This is a genomic window from Demequina lignilytica, assembly GCF_030418375.1.
In the GTDB taxonomy this organism is placed as follows: Bacteria; Actinomycetota; Actinomycetes; order Actinomycetales; family Demequinaceae; genus Demequina; species Demequina lignilytica.
On the sequence record NZ_JAUHPZ010000002.1, the window covers coordinates 1 to 23,228 of the forward strand.

Genomic DNA, 23,228 nt, shown 5'->3' on the forward strand with positions numbered 1-23,228 from the left:
GGGCCCCCCGGCGGCGGGCGCCCCCGCGGCGCGGGGGGGCGGGGGCCGGGGCGCGCGCCCCGGGGGGGGGGGGGGCGGGGGGGGGGGGTTGGGGTGGGGGCGCCCGCCGCGGCGGCTGGCGTGTACCCTCCCGGGGGGGGGGGTGTTTGCCTGGTGGGGGGGGGGGGGGGGTCGGCGCCCCCGCCCCCCCCGCCGCTGTGCTGTCCCCACCCACCTCATCCCGTCCCTGGACACTCCGCACGGACCTGATCCCGATGTGCCGCGTGTCGCAACCCGATGACGGCCGACACGCCGCAGAACCGGGACTGGCTCCGTGCGCACTGTCCACGAGGGCGGGGGCGGCCGGCGGGGGGTGCGGACGGTCGCGGTGCCACAGGGGTCTGGACCGGCACCGTCCGGGCCGCCTACGCTCGCCGCATGGACCTCGCCCCGGAGATCGCCGCCGCCCGTGACCACTTCGCCCGTCGTCTGGCGGTCGAGACCGACTGCTCTGACGTGCACGCGGCGCTCGAGTCGGGCGCGCCCGGGTTCGTGCTCATCGACACGCGCAACCAGGAGGCGTGGGACCAGGGCCACGTGCGCGGAGCGATCCACATGCCCAAGCCGGACATGCCAGCGCGCATCCCCGCGGAGTTCGCGCCGGGCACCGCGTTCGTCGTGTACTGCTGGGGCCCGGGCTGCAACGGCGCCACCCGCGCCGGCCTGATCATCTCCGAGCTCGGCTACGCCGTGAAGGAGATGATCGGCGGCTTCGAGTACTGGGCGCGCGAGGGCCTGCCGGTCGACGCCGTCGACGCCTCCGGCGCGCACGTCGACGCGACGCGCGATGTCGACCCGCTCACCGGGCCGCTCCCGAAGGCGGGCGTCCGCATCAGCTGCGCCTGCTGACCGACCCCGCCTCGCGGCCAGGCGCGCTGCGGGAGGCTCAGCGCCCCTCACGAGCGATCCTCGCCCCGTACGGGGAAGCCATGTGCCAGACCACGCTCAATGCAGCGACGCCACCGTGGCGTCCACGCCGGCGCGTCGCACCCGCTGCACCACGTTCGCGGTGTCGCGGATGGTGAACCCGAGGTGCTCGTACAGCCGGATCGCCCCGACGTTGGTGGCGCCCGTGTGCAGGAACGGCTCGCGCCCCGCCTCGCGGATCCCGTGCGCGACCACCTCCATGAGCCGCGTCGCGAGGCCGCGCCCTCGATGCGAGGCACGGGTGGCCACCGCGCTGATCTCGGTCCACGACGGCGTGGTCAGGCGTTCGCCCGCCATCGCGACCAGCCGTCCGTCCTCCTTGATGCCGTAGTAGGCGCCGCAGCGGTACGTCTCCACCGAGAACGGGCCGGGCTGCGCCTCGGCGACCAGCTCGAGCATCGCGGCGACGTCGGCCTCCGTCAGCCGCTCGATGTCCGGGTGCCGGCGCCCGAAGCCGGCCGGCGCGGTCATCTGGACCACGTCGAACTGCCCGAGCAGGTCCCACCCCGCCGGCACCTCGCGCGCGAGCCCGAAGAACGCCAGCTCGTCGTCGCCGGCGACGGCGGTCAGATCCTCCCAGTCCTGCGCCGAGGCGACGGGCGGCAGGGCGGCGAACGGTGCGACCGTCGGGCGGTACCGGGCCGCGCCGCCATGCGAGACGCCGAGCGCACGATGCGGTCCCGACAGCGCGTGCCACACCGGCTGGTCGAGCTCGTGGGTGCGGGCATGGGCGTTCACACCAGCCTCCCGTCGGCCATGCGGAGCACCCGGTCCGCGATCGCCGCGGCCTCCTCCGCGTCGTGGGTCACGAGCAGCCCGGTGGTGCCGGTCGCGCGGAGGATCTGCCTGACCTCCTCGCCGAGACGCGCCCGCAGGTCGGCGTCGAGGGAGGACAGCGGCTCGTCGAGCGCGAGCAGCCGCGGGGAGGGCGCGAGCGAGCGTGCGAGGGCGACCCGCTGGCGTTGTCCGCCCGACAGCTCGCTCACCGCGCGCTCGCCCAGGCCCGCCAGGCCGACCGTCTCGAGCAGCGCCGCGACCCGGGCCTCGCGCGCAGCCCGCGGCGCCCGCGCCATCTCGAGGCCGAAGGCGATGTTGCCGGCGACCGTGCGATGCGGGAACAGCTGTCCGTCCTGGAACACCATCCCGAAGCTTCGGCGGTGCACCGGCACCCGGGTGAGATCCTCGCCGTCCCACCAGATCTCCCCGGCGGACGGCGGCACCACGCCGACCACGGCGGACAGCAGCGACGACTTCCCGCACCCCGAGGGCCCCAGCAGCGCGACGATCTCCCCGCGGGCGATCTCGAGCGAGACGCCGCGCACGGCCTCGACCGGCGGGCGCCCGGGGTAGGTCACGGTCAGGTCCCGCACCTGCAGCCCGGACGATGCGCGGGTCGCCGCCGCGCTCACAGCTCCGCCCCCACGGTGGTGCGCAGGCGCTCGGACAGCAGCATCACGGCGGCGGTGAGGGCGGCCAGCAGGACCGCGGCGGCGAAGGCCATGCCTGCATTGTCCAGCCCCGGGCGGCTCAGGAGCCGGCTGATCGCGGTGGTGAGGGTCGGGCGATCGGGGCGCGCGACGAACACCGTCGCACCGAACTCGCCCATCGAGATCGCGAAGGCGAACGCGATCGAGGCGCCGGCCGGCGCCCTCAGCAAGCGGGCGTCGACCTGCCACCAGGTGCGCCACGGGGAGGCGCCCAGGGTCGCCGCCGCGGCGCGAAGCCGCGGATCGATCGCGCGGGCCGCGGGCACCAGCGCGCGCACCATGAGCGGGAGCGCGACGACCGCCTGCGCGATCGGCACGAGCCACCACGAGCCCCGGAGGTCGACGCCGAGCACCGCGCGGTTGAGCGTCAGCAGCAGACCCAGACCCACCACCACGGCCGAGACTCCGAGGGGGAGCATCACGAGCGACTCGAGCACGCCCGCCCGCCGCGACCGCGCCGCGAGCAGCTGGGCGGTCACCAGGCCGACCACGGTCGCCATCGCCGTCGCGATCAGTGCGGTGACCAGGGAGTTCACCGCCGCCTCCCAGACCGGGACCGGCAGCGCGGTCCGGGCCGGTGGGACGAGCAGCGCCCGATAGTGGTCCAGGCCGTAGCCGCCCACCACCCTCAGCGACCGCTCGACGAGCGCGGCGATCGGGAGGGCGAGCAGCGCCAGGGTCGGCAGCAGCGCCGCCGCCACCGCCCACCGCTCGCGGCCCCGCGGTCCTCGCCGCCGCGCGGTCGCCACGCCGGCGGCGGCCCGCGCATGCGACGCCCGCGAGCTGACCCAGAGCGCGAGGCCCACGAACGCCACCTGGACCAGCGCGAGCACGGCGGCGGCCCTCAGGTCGAGGAACTGGTTCACCTGGATCCAGATCTCCGTCTCGATGGTCCGCACCCGCGTGCCCCCGAGCGTCAGGACCAGGGCGAAGGATGTCGAGCAGAACAGGAACACGACCGCTGCGGAGGAGGCGATCGCCGGACGCAGCGCGGGCAGGGTCGTGTGGACGAAGGCGCGCCACCGCGAGGCCCCGAGGGTGCGGGCGGCGAGCGACCGCCCGGGGGGCAGCGCCTCCCAGGCGCCGCCGACGATCCGCACCACGACCGACACGTTGAAGAACACCAGCGCCAGCACGATCGCCACGGGGCTCTGGTCGAGGCCGAGCCCGCCGAGGATCCCGGAGGCGGCGAAGAGCGCCGAGAACGCGGCGGCGACCACGATGGTCGGCAGCACGAACGGGACCGTCACGAGCGCCCGCACGGTCCGCGACCCGCGCCACGAGAACCGCGACAGCGCCCACGCCGCCGGCAGCCCCAGCACGAGCGACCCGGCGGTGCCCGCGAGGGCCAGCCACGCGGTGGTCGCGATGGCCCGGAGGGTCCGTGAGGACGCGAGCACGGCCCACGCCTCGGCGAGCCCGGCGCCCGGGCCGACCCCCGCATCGTCCCCCACCAGACCGCGCCACAGCAAGGTGGCCGCCGGCCACAGGAAGAACGTGCCGAGGAACAGCAGCGGCACGCCCGCGAGCGCCCACCACAGGCGGGCGCTCGCGGGCGCGGGCGTCATGTCGGGACCCGATCAGTCGAGGACCGTGGCGGTCCAGGCGTCGATCCACTCGTCGCGCATGGCGTCGATGCGGGCCGGGTCCAGCGTGGTCGGGGTGTCCGCGAGCGGCGCGTACTCCGCCCAGTCGGCGGGCACCTCGACGGACGAGGACACCGGGTAGACGTACATGCTCTCGGGCAGGGCCGCCTGGAACTCGTCCGAGAGCATCCACTCGACCACGAGCTCGGCGGCCGCGGGGTTCTCGGCGCCCTCGAGCACGCCCGCGTACTCGACCTGGCGGAAGCAGGTGTCGAGCATCGCCGCGGTGGTGGGCTCGCCGTCGACCACCTCGAACGGCGGCGACGAGGCGTAGGACAGGACGATCGGGAAGTCGCCGCCGTAGTTGGGCGCGGAGAAGTCCGTGTAGTACGTGTCCGACCACGAGGCGGTGACGCGGACGTCGTTCTCGCGCATCGCCTCCCACCAGCTCAGCCAGCCGTCCTCGTCCGTCGCGGCGATCGTCGCGAGCATGAAGGCGAGGCCGGGCGAGGACGTCGCGGGGTTGGTGACCGAGACCATCCCGGCGTACTCCGGGAGGGTCAGGTCGGCGAAGGCAGGCGCACCGTCGGGGAACGCCGCGAGGTCGTAGTTCAGGCACACGTCGGAGAAGTCGATCGCCGTGAGCAGGTCCTCGGCGCCGGGCACCGCGTAGGACGCGGCGTCGGCGGCCGCCGGGGCGGCCGGCGAGTACGCGGCGAGCACGCCCGCCTCCGTCGCGCGGGTCGCGAACGTGTTGTCGATGCCGTAGACCACGTCGCCCAGCGGCGCGTCCTTCGTCAGCACCAGCTGGTTGACGAGCGCGCCCGCGTCGCCGGGCGCGACGAGCTCGACCGTCAGCCCCGTCTCCTCCTCGAACGAGGCGAGCAGCGCATCGTCCACGTAGAAGCTGTCGTGGGTGACCACCGTGACGGTGCCGGTGGGGGCGGCGCTCGCCGACGGCGCGGCGGACGATGCGTCGGGCGCCTCGGAGCCCGAGGAGCAGGCCGCGAGCGTCAGCGTGGAAAGGGCGGCGACGGCGAGCGTCGCGGTGCGCGAGATGCGCATGGATGGTTCCTCCCGGATAGGAGGGGACGAGACTCGACTCCCTACGCCGGTGCGAGCCGGATCAGGTTCGAGGGTCTGCGGCGGTCCGCACTCTCAGCGCTCTGCTCCCTGACGGGAAGCGCTCCCCTGTCGTGTGCCGCCAGGATAGCGCCGTTCTCGCGGTCCTCAGACGTCGATGCGGTGGAAGCTCTTCCAGCTCAGCGACGCCGTCGGGCCGCGCTGACCCTTGTAGCGCGAGCCGTAGCGCTCCGAGCCGTACGGATGCTCGGCGGGGGAGGACAGGCGGAAGAAGCACAGCTGGCCGATCTTCATGCCGGGCCACAGGTTGATCGGCAGCGTCGCGGTGTTCGACAGCTCGAGGGTGACGTTGCCCTCGAAGCCCGGGTCGATGAAGCCGGCCGTGGAGTGGGTCAGCAGGCCCAGCCGGCCCAGCGACGACTTGCCCTCGAGGCGTGCCGCGATGTCGTCGGGCAGGGTCACGGACTCGTAGGTCGCGCCCAGCACGAACTCGCCGGGATGCAGCACGAACGGCCCGTCGGCGATGTCCACCAGCCGCGTGAGCTCGGGCTGCTCGGCGGCCGGGTCGATCGCGGCGTACTTGTGGTTGTCGAACACCCGGAAGTAGCGGTCGAGGCGCACGTCGATCGAGGAGGGCTGGATCATCTCCGGGTCCCAGGGGTCGAGGGCGACCCTGCCCGAAGCGATCTCAGCGCGGATGTCCCTGTCCGAGAGAAGCATGCGCCCAACCTAGTGCGTGCGGCGGGACGATGCGAGGGCCGGGTCGCCGCCGGTTGATCCCGTGAGTGCAGGACGCGACGCCGGGCGCCCGTCTCGTCGCGCCGTGCACTCGCGGGGCGCAGGCGCCGAGGCGCCCGCCGCATCGTCCCGCCGGGACCGCCCGGGAGAGCGCTCTCGCGAAATGCGAAACGTTTCGATAAGGTGTACTCGACATGACGGTCCCGGCGCGGTGTCCGCGCCAGTAGAGAGGCGCTCACCCATGCAGTTCGGCCACTTCGACGACGAAGCGCGCGAGTACGTGATCACCACCCCCCACACGCCGTACCCGTGGATCAACTACCTGGGAAGCCAGGACTTCTTCGGGCTGGTCTCGAACACGGGCGGCGGGTACTGCTTCTACCGCGACGCGAAGCTGCGCCGCCTCACGCGCTACCGCTACAACAACGTGCCGGTCGACGACGGCGGCCGCTACTTCTCGATCAACGACGGCGGCGACGTGTGGAGCCCCGGCTACCGCCCCTACAAGAGCGAGCTCGACTTCTACGAGGCCCGCCACGGCATGGGATACACCCGCATCACCGGCGCGCGCGGCGGGCTCAAGGCCTCGGTGCTGCTGTTCGTGCCGGTCGACGTCAACGCCGAGATCCACCAGGTGACGCTGACCAACGAGTCGGATGCGGCCAAGTCGGTCAACCTGTTCTCCTTCCTCGAGTTCGCCCTGTGGAACGCCGAGGACGACCAGACCAACTACCAGCGCAACCTCTCGATCGGCGAGGTCGAGGTCGAGGACGGCGCGATCTACCACGTCACCGAGTACCGCGAGCGGCGCGACCACTACGCGGTCTACGGCGTCAACGCCCCGATCGCGGGCTTCGACACGGACCGCGACGCGTTCCTCGGCTTCGGCAACGGCTTCGACGAGGCCGCGGTGCCGCACGCGGGCCAGGCCACCGGCTCGATGGCGTCGGGCTGGTACCCGATCGCATCGCACCAGCTGGACGTCGACCTCGCGCCGGGCGAGTCGACGAGCTTCACCTTCACGCTCGGCTACCTGGAGAACCCCCGCGACGCCAAGTGGGAGGCGCCCGGCGTGGTGCGCAAGGACGGCGCCAAGGAGCTGCTGGCCCGCTTCGCGACCGAGGAGCAGACGGCCGCGGAGTTCGCGCGCCTCAACGACCACTGGTCCACCCTGCTCGGCTCCTACACGGTCGAGTCGGGCCACGAGAAGCTCGACCGGATGGTCAACATCTGGAACCAGTACCAGTGCATGGTGACGTACAACATGTCGCGCTCGGCGTCCTACTTCGAGACCGGCATGGGCCGCGGCATGGGCTTCCGCGACTCCTCGCAGGACCTCCTCGGCTTCGTCCACCTGGTGCCCGAGCGTGCCCGCGAGCGCATCATCGACATCGCGTCGACGCAGTTCGAGGACGGCAGCGCGTACCACCAGTACCAGCCGCTCACCAAGCGCGGGAACCACACCCTGGGCTCGGGCTTCAACGACGACCCGCTGTGGCTGATCCTGGGCGTCTCCGCCTACATCAAGGAGACCGGCGACTTCGGCATCCTCGATGAGATGGTGCCGTTCGACAACGACGAGTCGAAGGCCGCCACCCTGATGGAGCACCTCAAGCGCTCCTTCGACCACCCGCTCCTCAAGGCGGGGCCGCACGGCCTGCCGCTCATCGGACGCGCGGACTGGAACGACTGCCTCAACCTCAACTGCTTCTCCACCGAGCCGGGCGAGTCCTTCCAGACCACGGGGAACAAGACCGGCGGCGTGGCCGAGTCGGTGTTCATCGCCGGGATGTTCTGCGCGATCGGCCCCGACTACGCGGCGCTCGCGCGCCGTCGAGGGGACGATGCGGAGGCCGACCGGGCGGAGAAGGCGATCGCCGACATGCGGGACGCCGTCGTCGAGCACGGCTGGGACGGTGCCTGGTTCAAGCGCGCCTACGACTACTACGGCAACCCGGTCGGCTCCGACGCGAACGCGGAGGGCAAGATCTGGATCGAGCCCCAGGGCTTCTGCATCATGGGCGGGATCGGCGTCGAGGACGGCAAGGCCGTCCAGGCGCTCGACTCGGTGAGGGAGCGGCTCAACACGCCCCACGGCATCGTCCTGCTCAACCCTGCCTTCACCGAGTACAAGGTGGAGCTCGGGGAGGTCTCCACGTACCCGCCGGGCTACAAGGAGAACGCGGGCATCTTCTGCCACAACAACCCGTGGATCATCATCGCGGAGACCGTGGTGGGCCGCGCCGAGCTCGCGTGGGAGTACTGGAAGCAGATCGCCCCGGCCTACCGCGAGGAGCAGTCCGAGGTGCACCGCCTCGAGCCGTACGTCTACGCGCAGATGATCGCCGGCAAGGACGCGGTGCGTCACGGCGAGGCCAAGAACTCGTGGCTCACCGGCACGGCCTCGTGGAACTTCGTCACGGTGTCCCAGTACCTCCTGGGCGTGCGCGCCGACTACGACGGCCTGGTGGTCGACCCGTGCATCGGCGCGGAGGTGTCCGAGTACACCGTCCGCCGTCAGATCCGGGGTGCGACCTACGTGATCCACGTGACCAACACCGGCGGCAAGGGCGCGTCGCTCACCGTCGACGGCACGCCGATCGACGGCACGCTCGTGCCGTACGCGGCCCCGGGTGCGGTGGTCGAGGTCACCGCCACGGTCTAGCGGCTCGCCTGCCGCGCGCGAGGGCCGCCACCCGCCGGGGTGGCGGCCCTCGGCTCTGTGCAGGGACGATGCGGGGGTGACCGAGGTCTTGCGGGGCCGGGGACGGTGCGTGAGAGACTGCCGAGGAACGGGGGAGGGCTCGATGACGCAGGCCGCGTGGGAGGAGGCGTACCGGGAGACCGGTCCGCTGGTCCACACGCTCGCCCTGCGCGCGCTCGGCTCCGTCGAGGAGGCGGAGGACGTCGTGCGACGCGTGTTCGCGGCGGCGGCGGCCTCGGAGTCCCCGCTCGAGGCGCGGCTGCTGCTGCACGACGCGGCCGATCGCATCACGGGCGACCTGGAGCGTCGGGTGCGCGCCAAGCTTGCCGCGCTCGACGACGGTGATGTCGGAGCGGAGCCGGTGACCGACTCCCGCGCGGTGGTCGCCGAGGCCGATCGGATCCTCCTGCGGTGCTCGATGGAGACGCTGTCGGAGGACGACCGTGCGCTGCTCGAACGGGCCTTCGTGCACGGCGACCCGCGCTACGAGCTCGCGATGATGACCGGGATCTCCGAGCAGGAGCTGGACGAGCGGCTGCGCGACGCGGTGCTCGCCCTGTGGACCGGTCCCCGGCTGGAAGGCGAGCACGCGCCGGTGGAGACGCTTGCCATGCGGGCGGTGCGTGGGCGCGTCGCGGACGGCCACGGGGCGCACCTGGCGGGATGCAAGGAGTGCAAGGACGTCTGGCGGGGGCTCAACGACCTGGTCGGCGCGATCACCCGCATGCCGGCCTCGGCCCCTGTCCTCGCGCCGCGCGCGGGCCTGTGGGACGAGCTGGTCGCGGGGATCGAGGCGGGCGAGGGGGCGGAGCCGGAGCCCGACTGGCGCGAGGAGGCCCGCCTGGCGGCCGCGCGGGCCGCGCGACGCCGGACCATGCTCATGACCGTCGCGGTGGTGCTCTCCGGCCTGGTCGCCGGCCTCGCGGTGGTGGTCTCGCAGCTGCTGATCGAGCCCGACCGCGAGATGGGGGTGTCGGCGTCGCTCACCGATCCCCGTGAGCGCGGCGTGGACGCGGGACGGGCGTGGGTCGAGGTGCAGGACGACGGTGCGCAGGTGCTCGTGGTCGAGGGTCGGTACTCGGAGTATCCCGACGGTTACCTCGAGATCTGGGTCACGGTCGACGGTGTCGACGGCCCGGTCTCGCTGGGCACGCTGACGAGCGCGCACTACTCGGTGCTGGTGCCGGTCTCGCTCGGCGACCTCGACGGGGCGCTCGTGCAGATCTCGAAGGAGCCGTGGGACGGGGACGCCACCCGGACCGGGGAGATCGTCGCCCGCGGCGTGCTCGGCTGATCCCGCGCATCGTCCCCACCCACCGCTCCCCGCCCCCCCCGGACACTCCGCACCGACCTGGTCCCGGGTCTGCGGCGTGTCGCTGCCGTCCACCCGCTCTCGCCCGCGTGTCGCCACGGATTCGGTGCGGGTGTCCAGGGTGGGGAGGCGACGCGAGCCTTGTTCGCTGTGAGCATAATCTCGCGAGGGTGCATCCGAACCGGGCCCCCGGCCGGAAGTACGGGGTGAAGGCACGTCGCACCCCGGCGGCGGCCCGAGAGAGGAGCACCATCATGCGCACTTCGATCTTCGCCGGCGCCGCTGCCGGCACCCTGCTCGCGGCGGGCGTGGCCGCCCCCGCCTTCGCGGTGGAGGACGGGATGGCCGAGCTGTCGGTCCTCCACGGCGTCCCCGACCTGACCGTCGACGTCTACGTCGACGGCGCCCTCACGCTCGACGACTTCGCCCCGGGCGACCTGGCCGGCCCGCTCGAGCTCGCGCCCGGCACGTACTCCGTGGCGATCACCGCCTCGGACGCGGCCGACGACTCGTCGCCCGTGCTCGGCCCGATCGACCTCCCCCTCGAGGAGGGGATGAGCTACACCGCCGTGGCCCACCTCGACGCGGACGGCAACCCGACCGCGAACCTCTTCACCAACGACATCTCCGAGACCGCCTCCGGCGAGGGCCGCCTCACGGTCCGCCACGTGGCCGCCGCGCCGGCCGTCGACGTGTGGGCGAACGGCGAGGTCGCCTTCGAGAACCTCGCCAACCCCGACGAGGTCATGGCGGACCTGCCCGCCGCCACCTACGAGGCCGCGGTCTCGCTGACCGGCGAGACCGACCCGGTGCTCGGGCCCACGGACGTGCCCGTGACCGAGGCGACCAACACCATCGTCTACGCCTGGGGCTCCGCCGCGGACGGCAACCTCGCCGTCGCCGTCCAGACCGTCGCCACGCACGCCGCGATGCCCACCTCGGTGAGCGCCGGCACGCAGGGCCTCGCCGCCGACTCGTCGGGCGCACCGCTCGCGCTGATCGTCGTCGGCGCCGGCATGGTGGTCGCGGCCGGCCTCGCCACCCGCGCGGTGCTCGTCCGCCGCTGACCGTCACCGACAGGCGGGGCGCACCCATCCCCCGGGGTGCGCCCCGCACGGGCCGTCCCGAGAGGAGGAGGACGATGCGAACGCTCGCCGTGGTCCTCGCCGCGACGCTGGCGCTGTCCGCCTGTGCCGCCGCACCGTCGTCCGCTCCGCCGTCCCCGGCGGGCGCTCCCGACGCGCCCCTCCTCGCGGAGGTCCAGGCTCCGGTCAACGCACGCGTGGTCACGGGCGAGATCCCCGTCGCGTCGGCGGCCGCCGAGGACCTCGCGGTCGCGCCGACGCCGTCGGGCCTGCGGGTCCCCCGGCTCGAGATCGACATGGCGGTCCTCGGCGTGGGACTCGACGCCGACGGCGGCATGGAGCTCCGGGAGAGCGCCGCGGAGGCGGGCTGGTTCCGTGCCGGAGGAAACCCCGGCGGCGGCCTTCGTGAGGGCCAGAACGCGGTGATCGCCGCGCACGTCGACGACGGGGTGATCGGCCGTGGTCCCTTCGCCTCGCTGCGGGAGGCGCGGCCGGGCGATCGGGTCGAGGTCGAGCTCACGGACGGCTCGGTCGTGGTCTACCAGGTCGATCGTGTCCAGCAGACGTCCAAGCGCGAGGTCGACTTCTCGGTGGTGTTCGGGGCCGCCGAGGGGGCGCTCGTGCTGGTGACGTGTGGTGGACGTTGGGACGCCGATGTGCGACATTACGAGGACAACGTCCTGGTCTGGGCCTTCCCGGAGGACGGTCGATGACGATCGCGAGGGTGGAGATGGTGGCGGACACCGCAGTCGGGGCCGACCGCCCCGACGACCGTGCCCTCGACCACGAGTTCGCCGCCGGCGCCGAGGGCTCGCTCGAACGGCTCTACCGGTCCGTCTCGCCGCTCGTCCACACGCTGGCGCTCCGCGCGCTCGGCGACGCGACGGAGGCGGAGGATGTCACCCAGCAGACCTTCGTCTCCGCCTGGCGGACACGTGAGGGCTACGATCCGGACCGTGGCTCCGCGCGCGGGTGGGTGGTCGGCATCGCTCGCCGCCGCATCGCGGATGCGCTCGAGGCGCGGACGCGCGAGCGCCGTCGGCTCGAGGCGGTGCGGGACGAGTCGCCACCCGCGATCGCCGACCCGCTCGCGGCGGAGACCGAGCGGATACTGGTGCGGGGCGAGGTCGAGAGGCTCGGGCCGCCACGCGACCAGATCGTGTCCCTCGCGTTCTTCGAGGGACGCACCCACGAGCAGATCGCCGAACGGCTCCAGATGCCGCTCGGCACCGTGAAGAGCCACCTGCGCCGGTCGCTGCTGGCGCTCAGACGAGGATTGGAGGCCGCCGATGCGTCACTGTGACGACGAGACTCTCGCCGCGCTCGCGCTCGGCGAGCCGGTCGATGCGGCGGACGCGACGCACGTCGAGTCCTGCGACACGTGCGCGCGCGAGCTGTCGGCGCTGCGCGCGACCGCGGCGAGCCTGGTCGACGCCGGGACGTCCGGCCCGCTGGTCGCGCCGCCGACGTCGGTGTGGGCCGGGATCGCGGCCGAGGTGGCGTCGGAGGCGGAGCCGCGTCCGGCCCCCGTGGTGCCGCTGACCGCCGCTCGCGGCGCGCGTCGACGCCGCGAGCCTGGCCACATGTTCCGCCCGTGGGTGGTCGGGGCGGCCGCAGCCGCCGGGGTCGTGATCGGCGCCTTCGGGATCTCCCTGCTCACCCGCGACACGGTGCCCGAGCAGACGCTCGTCGCCCAGGCGGCGCTGTCCGATCTCGCGAGCGAGGCGGACGCCGGCACCGCGCGCGTCGAGCAGCGCTCCGACGGCACGGAGGTGCTCGTGGTCGACACGACCGTGCCGAGCGACCCCGACGGCGCCCTCGAGGTGTGGCTGATCGATCCGGACGTGGTCGGGATGGTGTCGCTCGGGTTCCTGACCGGCGACCACGGCGAGTTCGAGATCCCCGCCGGCTACGACGTGGTGAGCTTCCCGATCGTCGACATCTCCGTCGAGCCCGCGGACGGCGATCCGACCCACTCCGGCGACTCGATCACGCGAGGCATCCTGGAGAGCTGAACCCGAGCATCGTCCCGGACCGCTCCCACACGGACAGTCCGCACGGACCTGGTCCTGGGTCTGCGGCGTGTCGGCCCTGAACGGTCGCCGCGCTCCGGCGTGTCGCCGGTCGATCGGTGCGCAGTGTCCGAGGCAGGGGGAGCGTGAGGCTCAGGGACGCTTCGCGAACCTCTCGAGCAGCTCGCCCTCGCCCGCGACCACCAGGATGTCGTCCGGACCGAGCAGGGTGTCGGGCGTCGCGTACTCGAAGGCGCGTCCCGGACCCTTGATGCCGACCACGTGCACGCCGTACTTCTCCTGCAGTCCCAGCTTGTCCAGCGTGAAGTGGTGGGTCTCCTTGGGGGTGCGCATCTTGACGATCGTGAAGCCGTCCTCGATGTCGATGTAGTCGAGCATGGTGCCGCCCACCGAGTGGGCGACGCGCGCGCCGGCGTCGGACTCCGGGAGCACCACGTGGTGCGCGCCGATCCGCTCGAGGATGCGCTTGTGCTCGACGGACGTCGCCTTGGCCCAGATCTCCGGGATGCCGATGTCCACCAGGTTGCCGGTGATCAGCACCGACGCCTCCAGCGAGGTGCCGACCCCGACGACCGCGGCCGCGAAGTCGGCGGCACCGATCTGATCGAGGGCGCGCGGGTCCGCGCCGTCCGCCTCGACGCACGGCAGGCGCTTCGACCAGCGCTCGACCACGTCGGGGTCGCGCTCGACCGCGAGCACCTCGATGTCCATGGAGTCGAGCGTGTCCGCGAGCGCGGAGCCGAAGCGTCCGAGCCCGAACACCAGCACTCCCTGGCGGTCCTTGTCGTTGCTAGCCAATGAGGGGCCTTTCTGACGGGTAGCGGATCACGCGCCGCTGGCGGTTGAGGGCGAGCGCCGCGGCGATGGTCACCGATCCGAGACGTCCCACGAACATCAGTATGGTCAAGGTCAGCTTGGCATCGGCGGGCAGATGCCCCGTGATCCCGGTCGACAGGCCGCAGGTCGCGTAGGCGGAGACGACCTCGAACAGCACCTCGTCCAGCCTCAACCCGACCGTGTCGGGCCGGTACGGCAGCACCGTCCCGGTGGTCTGGGCGAGCACCACGCCCGCTCCGATGATCACGAAGGCGAGGGAGATGATCGTCACCGCGACCGCGAGCCGGAGCACCTCGGTGCCGATGCGCTTGCCGTAGGCCTCGATGTCGCGACGGCCGCGCGCCTCCGCCCAGATCGCGAGGATCAGCACGGCCACCGTGGTCACGCGGATGCCGCCCGCGGTGCCGCCCGACCCGCCGCCGATGAACATCAGCACGTCCTCGAGCAGCCACGTGTGCTCGTGCATCTGTCCGTGGTCGATCGCGGAGAAGCCGCCGGATCTCTGGTTGACGGAGATGAACAGCGTCTGCCAGAAGCGCGTGGACTGGTGGTACTGGCCGAGGGTGTTCGGGTTGTTCCACTCGAACAGCGCCAGGAGCCCCGCGGAGATCACGGAGAGCAGCATCACCATCACGATGGTGAGCTTGGTGTGCAGCGACCACTCGGCGGGTCGCCGCCACGCGCGGATGAGGTTGAGGAACACGGGGAAGCCGAGCCCGCCGACGAAGACGCCCAGCGCGATCGGCATGCGGAACCACGGGTCCCCGGCGAACGGCACGATGCCGTTGGGGTCCGGCGTGAAGCCGGCGTTGTTGAACGCGGAGATGCCGTAGAAGATCGCGTGCCAGATGGCGGTCGGAAGGTGCTCGTGGTGGGCGAGCAGCCGCCAGAACAGCACGAACGCGATGCTCAGCTCCGTCACGGTGGACACGATCACGATCGTGCGCAGCAGGTGCTTGACGTCGCCCAGCCCCGTCGCGCGCGCCTCGCCGGCGGCGAGGATGCGCTGGGTGAGGCCGATGCGTCGCGAGACCGCGAGGCCGAGCAGCGAGGCCAGCGTCATGATCCCGAGGCCGCCGACCTTGATCGCGATGAGGATGACGCCCTGGCCGAAGCCGGACCAGTAGCTGCCCGTGTCGACCGTGACCAGGCCCGTGACGCAGACCGCCGAGGTCGCGGTGAAGAGCGCGTCGACGAACGGCGCGCGCTGCCCCGACTGGGTCGCGGCGGGCAGCGACAGCAGGCCGGTGAACAGCAGGATCACCATGCCGAAGGCGGCCAGAGCGAGCCGGGCGGGGGCCTCGAGGCCGACCCGGTCGATCCAGTCGCCGACGGCGTCGCGCACCGTCCGCAGCAGCGGCATGCCTCTCCTCACGTGGCCCGTCGGGCCGTGGCCTCCTCGCGCGGGCGTCGCCCGTGCGTCACCCCTTATCTTCGGCATGTTTCACACACTTCACAACTGTCACTCCAGCCCCTACAGTTGGGAGTGCATCCAGCCGATAGCACCGCCGAGGATGCTTTCGAGAGGGACTGGACGACAACGATGGCTGAGAACCCGCAACGCACCAAGTTTCTGACCGTCGCCGAGGTGGCGGACATGGTGCGGGTGTCGCGCATGACGGTGTACCGGTGGGTGCACGCCGGCGAGCTGCCGGCCGTGCGCTTCGGCCGGTCGTTCCGCGTGCCGCAGGAGGCCGTCGAGCAGTTCATGGAGCAGGCGGCGCTCGCGGGAGGGTACTACTCCGAGGATGACGAGCAGGGGACCGGCACGGTAGGCTAGTCCCTTGTCTGTCGCGTCCAGCGCGGCCTGGACGTCGGCGTGCCGCGCACGCACCGCAGTTTCTGTCATCGAATGAGGTAGGTACCGATGGGTTCCATCATCAAGAAGCGCCGCAAGCGCATGTCGAAGAAGAAGCACCGCAAGCTGCTTCGCAAGACGCGTCACCAGCGCCGCAACAAGAAGTAAGCGCGCTGCGCTCACGACGCCCGTCTCGCCACCCGGTGAGGCGGGCGTTCTGCTGTCCGGCGCGCATAGCCCCGGCTCCCGGCGGACGCTGGGCACCTACCGGCGACCCCGACGTGGCGTGTCGCGCGGCGTGTCTCGCATCAAGAGCCGAGTCATGCCCGACCGGTAGGTGCGGATGGTCCGCGGACCGTGCCTGCGGGCTACGCGGCGGGCTCCGCGGCGGGGTAGCGGACCCGCTCGTGGGCCGTGAGCTCGCCCACGTCGACCCCGGCGACGAGCCCGCCTTCGGGCCTGACCTCGATCGCGTCGTCGGCCAGCGTCACCCGACGCGGGTTGGCGATCCGCGACCACGCGCCGGACGGCGCCGTCGCCCCCGCCGCGTCGCCCCCGGGCCCGCGCCCTGCCCCCGCCTGCGCTCCAAGCTCTGCATTCATGTCCGGCTCCCCCCGTCGCCGCTGCGGTCGATCCGCAGTCCCTCAGGGACCATTCCGCCGCGTGCTGTCCGATTTGTCAAGATTGTGACGTTTCGATCGGCGCGGCCCCCGTCCCGCCGCCCGGACAGCCCGCACGGATCCTGGCGGGACGATGCGGCGTGTCGGCCCCGGCGCGGCCCTGACGGCGGCGTGTCGTGGCGGATTCCGTGCGGAGCGTCCGCCGTGGGGTGACGAGGGCCCGGGGGCGTCAGCCTCGGCTGAACAGGCGCCGCCAGACGCCGCGCGCCGCCGCCTTGAGCCCGCGCGAGACCTGGATGGTGACCCACGCGGCGCCCGTGACCGAGCTCTTCACCACGCCGCGGCGGCCGCTCTTGCGACGCTTGCGGAACTCCCGGATCGGCCAGCCCTTGGCGAGGGCCTGCTTGCGCATCTTGGGGTCCGGGTTGATCGCGCACGGGTGGCCGACGGTCTCGAGCATCGAGGTGTCGTTGAGCGAGTCGCCGTACGCGTAGCAGTCCGGGAGCGACAGGCCGCGCCGCTCCGCGAGCGCCGTGACCTCGACGGCCTTCCGCGGCCCGTGCAGGAAGTCGCCCTCGAGCCGCCCGGTGTAGTGGCCGTCCTTGTGCTCGGCGACCGTCCCGAGCGCGCCGGTCGCGCCGATGCGGCGCGCGATCATCCGGCCGATCTCGATGGGGGACGCGGTCACGAGCCACACCTCGTGCCCCTGCGCCAGGTGCTCATCGATGATCTCCTTGGTCCCGGGGTACACCCGCGACTCGAGAAGCTCGTCGTAGACCTCCTCGCCGACGGCCGTCATCTCCGCCACCGACCAGCCCTTGATGATCCCCAGGCCGTGTTCGCGCAGGCGCGTCATCTGCTCCTGCGACTCCCCGAACAGCACGTACTGCGCCTGCTCCACGCCGAACTTCAGGATGTCGCGCGCGGAGAAGTAGTCGCGCTGCCACAGGCCCCTCGCGATGTGGAACGCCGAGGCGCCGCGGATCACGGTGTTGTCGACATCGAAGAACGCGGCGATGCGGGGCGCGCTCTCCTTGGTGGTCACCCGTCAACTCTACCCATCCGGCCGCATCGACCCTCCTGCCGCCCGGCTTATGCTTGTGCGCATGCCCCCCCGCGTGACCCTGTACACCCGTGTCGGGTGCCACCTGTGCGAGGAGGCCCGCGACACCGTCCGCGCGATCTGCGACGCCCTCGGTCAGGAATGGGTCGAGATCGACGTCGACACCGATCCCGACCTCAAGGCGCGCCACGGCGACGAGGTCCCGGTCGCGGTGGTCGACGGCGAGACCGTCGGCTTCTGGCGGATCGACCCCGACCGGCTGCGCGCGGCGCTCGCGTAGGACGAGGGAGACACGATGCCCCGGGTCCACGTGCTACGGCACGGCCACGTCCACAACCCCGACAAGGTCCTCTACGGCCGCCTCCCCGAGTTCCGCCTGTCGGACACGGGCGAGGCGATGGCGCGCGCCGCCGCCGACCACCTGGTCGCGACCGGCACCCCCGTCACCCGCATCGTCGCCTCGCCGCTGCTGCGCGCGCAGCAGACCGCGGCGCCGGTGGCGGCAGCCTTCGGCCTCGAGATCGTCACCGACGAGCGCGTGATCGAGGCGGGCAACCAGTACCAGGGCGAGCCCATCCCGCGCCCGATCGACTTCCTCCACCCCAAGCACTGGTGGCGGCTGCGGAACCCGTGGCGGCCGTCCTGGGGCGAGCCCTACGTCGAGCAGGCCGCACGGATGCGCGCCGCGATCGCCGACGCGGCCGCCGACAACCCCGACGGCGACACCGTGATCGTCAGCCACCAGCTCCCGATCTGGGTGGCCCGCTGCGACGCCGAGGGCCGCTCGTTCCTGCACGACCCGCGCTCCCGCGAGTGCGCGCTGTGCTCGCTCACCTCCTTCGAGGTGGAGGACGGACGCCCCCGCTTCGTCGGCTACGCCACGCCCGCGGCTCACATCGAGGTCCCGCGGTGAGGCCGGCCGCGCGCATCGCGATCCTCATCGCGGTGGTGGTCGCGCTCGTCATCACTCTCGCCAGCTGCGCCGGCCCCGACGCCGCCCAGTCGCCCGGCTACGTCTCGGGCGACGGCACCGTCACCGTGCTCGCCGACCAGGGCGACGCGCTCGATCTCGCGGGCACGTCGTTCGCGGGCGAGGCCGTCGACGTCGCGGACTTCCGCGGGCAGGTCGTCCTGGTCAACACCTGGTACGCCTCCTGCCCGCCGTGCCGTGCGGAGGCCCCCGACCTCGTCGCGCTCGACGCGCGCGACGACGTCCAGATCGTCGGCGTCAACGGCCGGGACGATGCGCCGACGGTGGAGGCGTTCGACCGCACCTTCGGCGTCGAGTTCCCGAGCATCGACGACGCGGACGGCGCCGCCACCGCGGCCCTCCAGGGCGTGGTCGCCATGAACGCCGTCCCCACCACGCTCGTGCTGGACCCCGACGGCCGCCTCTACGCCCGGATCGTGGGCCGCGCCGACCCGTCGACGCTGAGCGCGCTCATCGAGGACGCCCTGGCCGAGGGCGCCTGATGGGGTCGGAGCTCGCGGGCGTCGCCCTCAGCGGCTCGATGCTGCTCGCGATCCCGGTCGCGATCCTCGCCGGGCTGGTGAGCTTCGCGTCGCCGTGCGTGGTGCCGCTGGTGCCCGGCTACCTCGGCTACGTGTCCGGCATGGCCGGCACCGGCGGCACCGGCAGGGCGTCCCGACCCAGGCTCGTGATCGGCGCCGCGCTCTTCGTGCTCGGCTTCTCCGCCGTCTTCATCGCCTTCGGCTTCCTCGCGTCCTCGCTCGGGGTCGCCCTCGCGCCGTACATGACCGTCATCACGCGGGTGCTCGGCGTGGTGATCATCCTGCTCGGCTTCGCCTTCATGGGAGCCGTGCCGTTCCTCCAGAACGAGCGCCGCCTCCACGTCAGCCCGCGGGCGGGTCTCGCCGGCGCCCCCGTGCTGGGCATCGCGTTCGGCCTGGGCTGGACGCCGTGCCTGGGGCCCACGCTCGCAGCCGTGTACGCGCTCGGCCTGTCGGAGGCGACCCAGGGGCGCGGCGCGGTGCTCGCGATCGCCTACTGCGTCGGCCTGGGTCTGCCGTTCATCCTGCTCGCCGCGCTGTTCGAGCGCTCGGGCAAGGTGCTGGGCTGGCTGCGCCGCCACCGGCTCGCGCTGATGCGCATCGGCGGCGCGATGCTGATCGTGCTGGGCGTGCTGCTGGTGACGGGCCTGTGGGACCGCCTCACCGCGATGCTGCAGGGCTGGATCGACGGATTCTGGGTGGCCATCTGATGGCGCGCATGAAGCTCGACAACTACGTGGTCCCCGAGGCTCCTCGGCTCGGTTTCCGGGGCTGGCTGCGCTGGATCTGGCGTCAGGTCACCAGCATGCGCGTCGCGCTGATCCTGCTCCTGGTGCTCGCGCTCGCCTCCATCCCCGGCTCGGTGCTGCCGCAATGGCCGCAGGACGCCGCCGCGACGGCGCAGTTCGTCGCCGACCATGCGTTCTGGGGCCCGCTGCTCGACGCCACCGGCTTCCTCGACGTGTTCGGCTCGGCGTGGTTCACGGCCATCTACGTGCTGCTGTTCGCGTCGCTCATCGGGTGCATCACTCCGCGCGCGATCCTGCACTACCGGGAGCTCCGGCGCCCCGTGGCGCCCGCGCCGTCGCGCCTGAGCCGGTACGAGCCCGTGGACGCATCGTCCCCCCTGACGGCGGATGATGCGGTCGAGGCCGCCCGCGCGGCCCTTCGCCCGCGCGCGGGCCGGCTCGGGGCGCTGACGGGCTCCCGGGTCCGCGTCGATCGCCGCGACGACGGCACCGTCGCGCTCGCGGCCGAGACGGGCCACATCCGCGAGCTGGGCAACCTGGTCTTCCACGCCTCGCTGGTGCTGCTGCTCGTCGCGATGGCGTACGGCACCCTCTTCACGTACCGCGGCCAGGCGATCGTGGTCGAGGGGCGGTCCTTCACCAACGCGGTGGTCGCGTACGACACGTTCGACTCGGGACGGCTCTTCGACCCGGCGTCCCTCGACCCCTTCACCATCCGCCTCGACTCGTTCGACGCCGAGTTCTCGGACACCGCTCGCCCGCTGCACTTCCAGGCGAACGTCACCTTCACGGAGCCCGGCGGGGAGCCGGTGGAGGAGACCATCAGCGTCAACCACCCGCTCGAGGTCGACGGCGCGAAGGTCTACCTCCAGGGCAACGGCTACGCGCCTGTCATCACCGTCCGGGACGCCGCGGGCGAGATCGCGTTCTCCGGCCCGGTGCCCTTCCTGCCGCAGGACGCGGTCTACACGTCGACCGGCGTCATCAAGGCCCCCGACGTGTCGACGGGCGAGCAGCTCGGCTTTACCGCCACCCTGTACCCCACCTTCCTCGAGGGTCCGTTCGCGGTGGCGTCGATCCACCCCGATCCGACCAACCCGGTGATCGACCTGCTCGCGTACGTCGGCGACCTGGGCCTCGACACGGGGATCCCGCAGAACGTCTACCGGCTGGACCAGTCCCAGCTCAGCCCCGTGCGGGGCGACGACGGCCAGCCCGCGCTGCTGCGCGTCAACCTGGGCGAGACGGTCGACATCCCCGGCGGGCTCGGCACCGTCACCTTCGAGTCGCTGCCGCGGTTCGTCGCGCTGGACCTGCGGGCCGACCCGTCGCTGCCGTACCTGCTGACCGCCGCGATCCTCACGCTGCTGGGCCTGTCCGTGTCGCTGTTCGCGCCCCGTCGCAAGGTCTGGGTGGTGGCGCGCGAGGAGGACGGAACTACAGTGGTCACCGTCGCCGCCCTCGCGCCCGCGCACGATGCGGGGGTGCAGGCGGTGCGGGAGCGGGCGTCACGTGCCGCGACCGGGGAGAGGGAGCCAGAATGAACGTCACCGAGCTCAGCATCATGACGCTGTGGGGCGCGACGACGCTGTACGCGATCGCGATGGTCGCGCACGCGATCCGCCTCGCGCGCGTGGCCGACGACAAGGTCGCGGCCCGCGCCGCGGACCGCGAGGCCGTCGCCGTCGGCGGGGCCTCGCCCGCCGAGCCGTCCGCCGCGACCGAGGCCGCCGCATCGTCCCGTCCGTCCCGCGCGTCCAAGGCGGCGGGCATCGCCCGCTCGACGACGATGGTCGGCGCGCTGCTCCACGCCGTGGGCCTCGTGGCCCGCGGCATCGACGCCGGACACGTGCCGTGGTCGAACATGTACGAGTACACGATCTCCGGGTCGTTCTTCGCGGTCGCCGCGTTCCTGGTGATCCAGCGCCGGCGCGATGTCGCGTTCCTCGGCGCGGGCGTCACCGGCATCGCCACCGTCGCGCTCGGGCTCGCGATGACCGTGCTGTACAAGGACGCGGACACCCTGCCGCCGGCGCTGCAGAGCTACTGGCTGGTGATCCACGTCTCCATCGCGGTGCTGGTGACCGGCCTCCTGACCGTGAGCTTCATCGCCTCCGTCCTCCAGCTGATGCGCGACTCCCGCGACAGCGGCACCCGCTGGACGGGCCGCCGGCTCCGCTTCCTCGAGGCGGTGCCGAGCGCCGCGAGCCTCGAGGCGCTGTCCTTCCGGCTCAACGCCGTCGGATTCGTGCTCTGGACGTTCACGGTCATGGCCGGCGCGATCTGGGCCGAGCACGCCTGGGGCCGATACTGGGGCTGGGACCCCAAGGAGGTCTGGTCCTTCGTGATCTGGGTCCTCTACGCCGCGTACCTGCACGCGCGCACCACGCAGGGCTGGGCGGGGCGCCGCAGCGCCTGGCTCGCGATCGCGGGCTATGCCGCCCTCATCGCGAACTTCACCGTGGTGAACCTGTTCTTCCAGGGCCTTCACACGTACGCGGGATCCTGAGCCTGTGAAGATCGCGCTGGTCCTCGACGACTCGATCGACCGTCCCGACGGGGTCCAGCAGTACGTGCTCACGCTGGGCGCGTTCCTCGCCCGGGCGGGCCACACCGTGCACTACCTGAGCTCGTCGTCGTCGCGGACGGATGTCACCGTGCACTCGCTCGCGCGCAACGTCGGGGTGACCTTCAACGGCAACGGCCTGCGCATCCCGCTCCCGACGTCCCGCGCGCGGATCCGCGCGCTGCTCGACGCCGAGCGCTACGACGTCATCCACGTGCAGACCCCGCACTCGCCCCTGTTCGCCGCCCGCGTGGTCGACGAGGCGCGACGGCTCCAGGCCCGCTCGGTGCGGATCGTCGGCACCTTCCACATCCTCCCGGACTCGAAGATCTCCGAGTGGGGCACCCATGCCCTCGGGCGCGCGCTGCGGGCCAACCTGCGCAAGTTCGACGCGTTCTGCGCGGTGTCGGCGCCGGCGGCGGACTTCGCGCGCCGGACCTTCGGCATCGACGCACGGGTGATCCCGTGCCCGGTGGACGTGACGGGGTTCGCGGCCGCGGCCGCGGCATCGTCCCGGCGTCCCGGCGCCGATGGGCGTCTGGTGATCGCGTTCCTGGGGCGGCTGGTCGAGCGCAAGGGCGTGCTCGAGCTGATCCACGCGCTCGACGCCCTCACCGAGGAGGAGCGACAGGGGATCGAGGTGCGGATCGGCGGCAAGGGCCCGCTGTTCGGGGATCTCGAGGCCGCGATCCATGCCGCCGGGATCGACCGGGTCGCGATGCTCGGCTTCGTCGCCGAGGAGGACAAGGCGGCGTTCTACGCCGACGCGGACATCGCGGTGTTCCCGGCGACGGGAGGCGAGAGCTTCGGGATCGTGCTGGTCGAGGCCATGGCGGCCGGGGCCGGCGTGGTCCTCGCTGGGGCGAACCCCGGCTACCTCTCCGTGATCGGCGACCGCCCCGAGGTGAGCGTGGACGCGCGCGACACCCCGGCGTTCGCCGATGCGCTGCGACGGCTCATCGCCGACGCGTCGCTGCGAAGCGAGATCCACGCGGAGCAGGCGGCGCACGTGCGCCAGTTCGATGTCGAGCGCGTCGGCGCGCAGGTGCTGGAGCTGTACGCGGTCTGAGCGGCGCGCCGGCTCACGCC

General features: G+C 72.6%; 25 protein-coding genes and 1 riboswitch. Of the genes, 16 read left to right on the forward strand and 9 right to left on the reverse strand.

The genetic code is table 11. The annotated features are described in order from the left end of the window. The first annotated feature begins 417 nt into the window (after window positions 1-417). Entirely contained in the window at window positions 418-888 is a 471-nt protein-coding gene (locus QQX13_RS03540; RefSeq protein WP_301119380.1) for a rhodanese-like domain-containing protein, read from the forward strand. 96 nt (window positions 889-984) lie between these two features. Here QQX13_RS03540 and QQX13_RS03545 read toward each other — a convergent pair whose 3' ends face one another. The 5 genes from QQX13_RS03545 to dcd form a co-directional block, all read right to left on the reverse strand. Next, window positions 985-1,704 carry a GNAT family N-acetyltransferase gene (locus tag QQX13_RS03545; RefSeq protein WP_301119382.1) on the reverse strand — a complete coding sequence of 240 codons (720 nt, stop codon included), beginning with the start codon at window positions 1,702-1,704 and terminating at the stop codon, window positions 985-987. Then, a complete protein-coding gene (locus QQX13_RS03550) occupies window positions 1,701-2,375 on the reverse strand; it encodes an ABC transporter ATP-binding protein (protein ID WP_367281273.1) in 675 nt (224 codons plus the stop codon). Before QQX13_RS03550 ends, QQX13_RS03545 begins: the two co-directional genes overlap by 4 nt. Next, window positions 2,372-4,021 carry an ABC transporter permease gene (locus QQX13_RS03555; RefSeq protein ID WP_301152555.1) on the reverse strand — a complete coding sequence of 550 codons (1,650 nt, stop codon included), beginning with the start codon at window positions 4,019-4,021 and terminating at the stop codon, window positions 2,372-2,374. Before QQX13_RS03555 ends, QQX13_RS03550 begins: the two co-directional genes overlap by 4 nt. Before the next feature lie 12 nt (window positions 4,022-4,033). Continuing rightward, window positions 4,034-5,104, reverse strand: coding sequence for a thiamine ABC transporter substrate-binding protein (locus tag QQX13_RS03560; RefSeq protein ID WP_301152557.1), 1,071 nt, complete (start codon window positions 5,102-5,104; stop codon window positions 4,034-4,036). Between the two features lie 21 nt (window positions 5,105-5,125). After that, window positions 5,126-5,242: riboswitch (TPP riboswitch) on the reverse strand. A gap of 27 nt (window positions 5,243-5,269) precedes the next feature. Then, window positions 5,270-5,842, reverse strand: coding sequence for a dCTP deaminase (dcd, locus tag QQX13_RS03565; RefSeq protein WP_301119390.1), 573 nt, complete (start codon window positions 5,840-5,842; stop codon window positions 5,270-5,272). Window positions 5,843-6,101: 259 nt separating this feature from the next. On the opposite strand from dcd, the gene QQX13_RS03570 reads away from it, so the two are divergent. From QQX13_RS03570 to QQX13_RS03595, 6 genes are all read left to right on the forward strand, one after another. After that, on the forward strand, window positions 6,102-8,525 hold the full coding sequence (locus QQX13_RS03570) for a glycoside hydrolase family 94 protein (protein WP_301152558.1): 2,424 nt from the start codon (window positions 6,102-6,104) through the stop codon (window positions 8,523-8,525). A 142-nt stretch (window positions 8,526-8,667) separates the two neighbouring features. Beyond that, window positions 8,668-9,858 (forward strand): anti-sigma factor domain-containing protein, encoded by a 1,191-nt coding sequence (locus tag QQX13_RS03575; RefSeq protein WP_301119394.1) that lies wholly within the window; start codon window positions 8,668-8,670, stop codon window positions 9,856-9,858. 272 nt (window positions 9,859-10,130) lie between these two features. Continuing rightward, window positions 10,131-10,943, forward strand: a complete 813-nt coding sequence (locus QQX13_RS03580; RefSeq protein WP_301119396.1) for a DUF4397 domain-containing protein — start codon at window positions 10,131-10,133, stop codon at window positions 10,941-10,943. 74 nt (window positions 10,944-11,017) lie between these two features. Further along, window positions 11,018-11,674, forward strand: a complete 657-nt coding sequence (locus QQX13_RS03585) for a class F sortase (RefSeq protein ID WP_301119398.1) — start codon at window positions 11,018-11,020, stop codon at window positions 11,672-11,674. Beyond that, window positions 11,671-12,264, forward strand: coding sequence for an RNA polymerase sigma factor (locus tag QQX13_RS03590; protein ID WP_301119400.1), 594 nt, complete (start codon window positions 11,671-11,673; stop codon window positions 12,262-12,264). Before QQX13_RS03585 ends, QQX13_RS03590 begins: the two co-directional genes overlap by 4 nt. After that, window positions 12,251-12,976, forward strand: coding sequence for an anti-sigma factor domain-containing protein (locus tag QQX13_RS03595; protein WP_301119402.1), 726 nt, complete (start codon window positions 12,251-12,253; stop codon window positions 12,974-12,976). The genes QQX13_RS03590 and QQX13_RS03595 overlap by 14 nt, the downstream gene beginning before the upstream one ends. Before the next feature lie 150 nt (window positions 12,977-13,126). On the opposite strand, the gene QQX13_RS03600 is transcribed toward QQX13_RS03595, so the two are convergent. Together QQX13_RS03600 and QQX13_RS03605 are read right to left on the reverse strand one after the other, a co-directional pair. After that, window positions 13,127-13,792 (reverse strand): potassium channel family protein, encoded by a 666-nt coding sequence (locus tag QQX13_RS03600; protein WP_301119404.1) that lies wholly within the window; start codon window positions 13,790-13,792, stop codon window positions 13,127-13,129. Beyond that, window positions 13,785-15,194, reverse strand: a complete 1,410-nt coding sequence (locus QQX13_RS03605; protein ID WP_301119406.1) for a TrkH family potassium uptake protein — start codon at window positions 15,192-15,194, stop codon at window positions 13,785-13,787. Before QQX13_RS03605 ends, QQX13_RS03600 begins: the two co-directional genes overlap by 8 nt. A 180-nt stretch (window positions 15,195-15,374) precedes the next feature. Here QQX13_RS03605 and QQX13_RS03610 point away from each other — a divergent pair, with 180 nt between their 5' ends. Continuing rightward, window positions 15,375-15,611, forward strand: coding sequence for a helix-turn-helix domain-containing protein (locus QQX13_RS03610; RefSeq protein WP_301119408.1), 237 nt, complete (start codon window positions 15,375-15,377; stop codon window positions 15,609-15,611). Between the two features lie 87 nt (window positions 15,612-15,698). Next, window positions 15,699-15,797 (forward strand): 30S ribosomal protein bS22, encoded by a 99-nt coding sequence (locus tag QQX13_RS03615; protein ID WP_074789180.1) that lies wholly within the window; start codon window positions 15,699-15,701, stop codon window positions 15,795-15,797. Window positions 15,798-15,997: 200 nt separating this feature from the next. Here QQX13_RS03615 and QQX13_RS03620 read toward each other — a convergent pair whose 3' ends face one another. Together QQX13_RS03620 and QQX13_RS03625 are read right to left on the reverse strand one after the other, a co-directional pair. Then, a complete protein-coding gene (locus tag QQX13_RS03620; protein WP_301119411.1) occupies window positions 15,998-16,231 on the reverse strand; it encodes a hypothetical protein in 234 nt (77 codons plus the stop codon). A gap of 247 nt (window positions 16,232-16,478) precedes the next feature. Beyond that, window positions 16,479-17,294, reverse strand: a complete 816-nt coding sequence (locus QQX13_RS03625; RefSeq protein ID WP_301119413.1) for an HAD family hydrolase — start codon at window positions 17,292-17,294, stop codon at window positions 16,479-16,481. 61 nt (window positions 17,295-17,355) lie between these two features. Between QQX13_RS03625 and QQX13_RS03630 the strand changes: the two genes are divergently transcribed. The 7 genes from QQX13_RS03630 to QQX13_RS03660 are packed head-to-tail and all read left to right on the forward strand — an operon-like array spanning window position 17,356 to window position 23,208. Beyond that, complete coding sequence (locus tag QQX13_RS03630; RefSeq protein WP_301119415.1) at window positions 17,356-17,592, forward strand: glutaredoxin family protein; 237 nt, start codon at window positions 17,356-17,358, stop codon at window positions 17,590-17,592. Window positions 17,593-17,607: 15 nt separating this feature from the next. After that, window positions 17,608-18,225 (forward strand): histidine phosphatase family protein, encoded by a 618-nt coding sequence (locus QQX13_RS03635; protein ID WP_301119417.1) that lies wholly within the window; start codon window positions 17,608-17,610, stop codon window positions 18,223-18,225. Next, window positions 18,222-18,785: a TlpA family protein disulfide reductase gene (locus tag QQX13_RS03640; protein WP_301119419.1), complete on the forward strand. Its 564-nt coding sequence runs from the start codon at window positions 18,222-18,224 to the stop codon at window positions 18,783-18,785. The genes QQX13_RS03635 and QQX13_RS03640 overlap by 4 nt, the downstream gene beginning before the upstream one ends. Then, window positions 18,785-19,534, forward strand: coding sequence for a cytochrome c biogenesis CcdA family protein (locus tag QQX13_RS03645; RefSeq protein WP_301119421.1), 750 nt, complete (start codon window positions 18,785-18,787; stop codon window positions 19,532-19,534). Before QQX13_RS03640 ends, QQX13_RS03645 begins: the two co-directional genes overlap by 1 nt. 8 nt (window positions 19,535-19,542) lie before the next feature. Further along, entirely contained in the window at window positions 19,543-21,117 is a 1,575-nt protein-coding gene (resB, locus tag QQX13_RS03650) for a cytochrome c biogenesis protein ResB (RefSeq protein WP_301119423.1), read from the forward strand. Then, a complete protein-coding gene (gene ccsB, locus QQX13_RS03655; RefSeq protein WP_301119425.1) occupies window positions 21,114-22,082 on the forward strand; it encodes a c-type cytochrome biogenesis protein CcsB in 969 nt (322 codons plus the stop codon). The genes resB and ccsB overlap by 4 nt, the downstream gene beginning before the upstream one ends. Window positions 22,083-22,086: 4 nt before the next feature. After that, the gene (locus QQX13_RS03660; protein ID WP_301119427.1) at window positions 22,087-23,208 is read left to right on the forward strand and encodes a glycosyltransferase family 4 protein; all 1,122 of its coding nucleotides are present in this window, start codon (window positions 22,087-22,089) and stop codon (window positions 23,206-23,208) included. The last annotated feature ends 20 nt before the right edge of the window (window positions 23,209-23,228 follow it).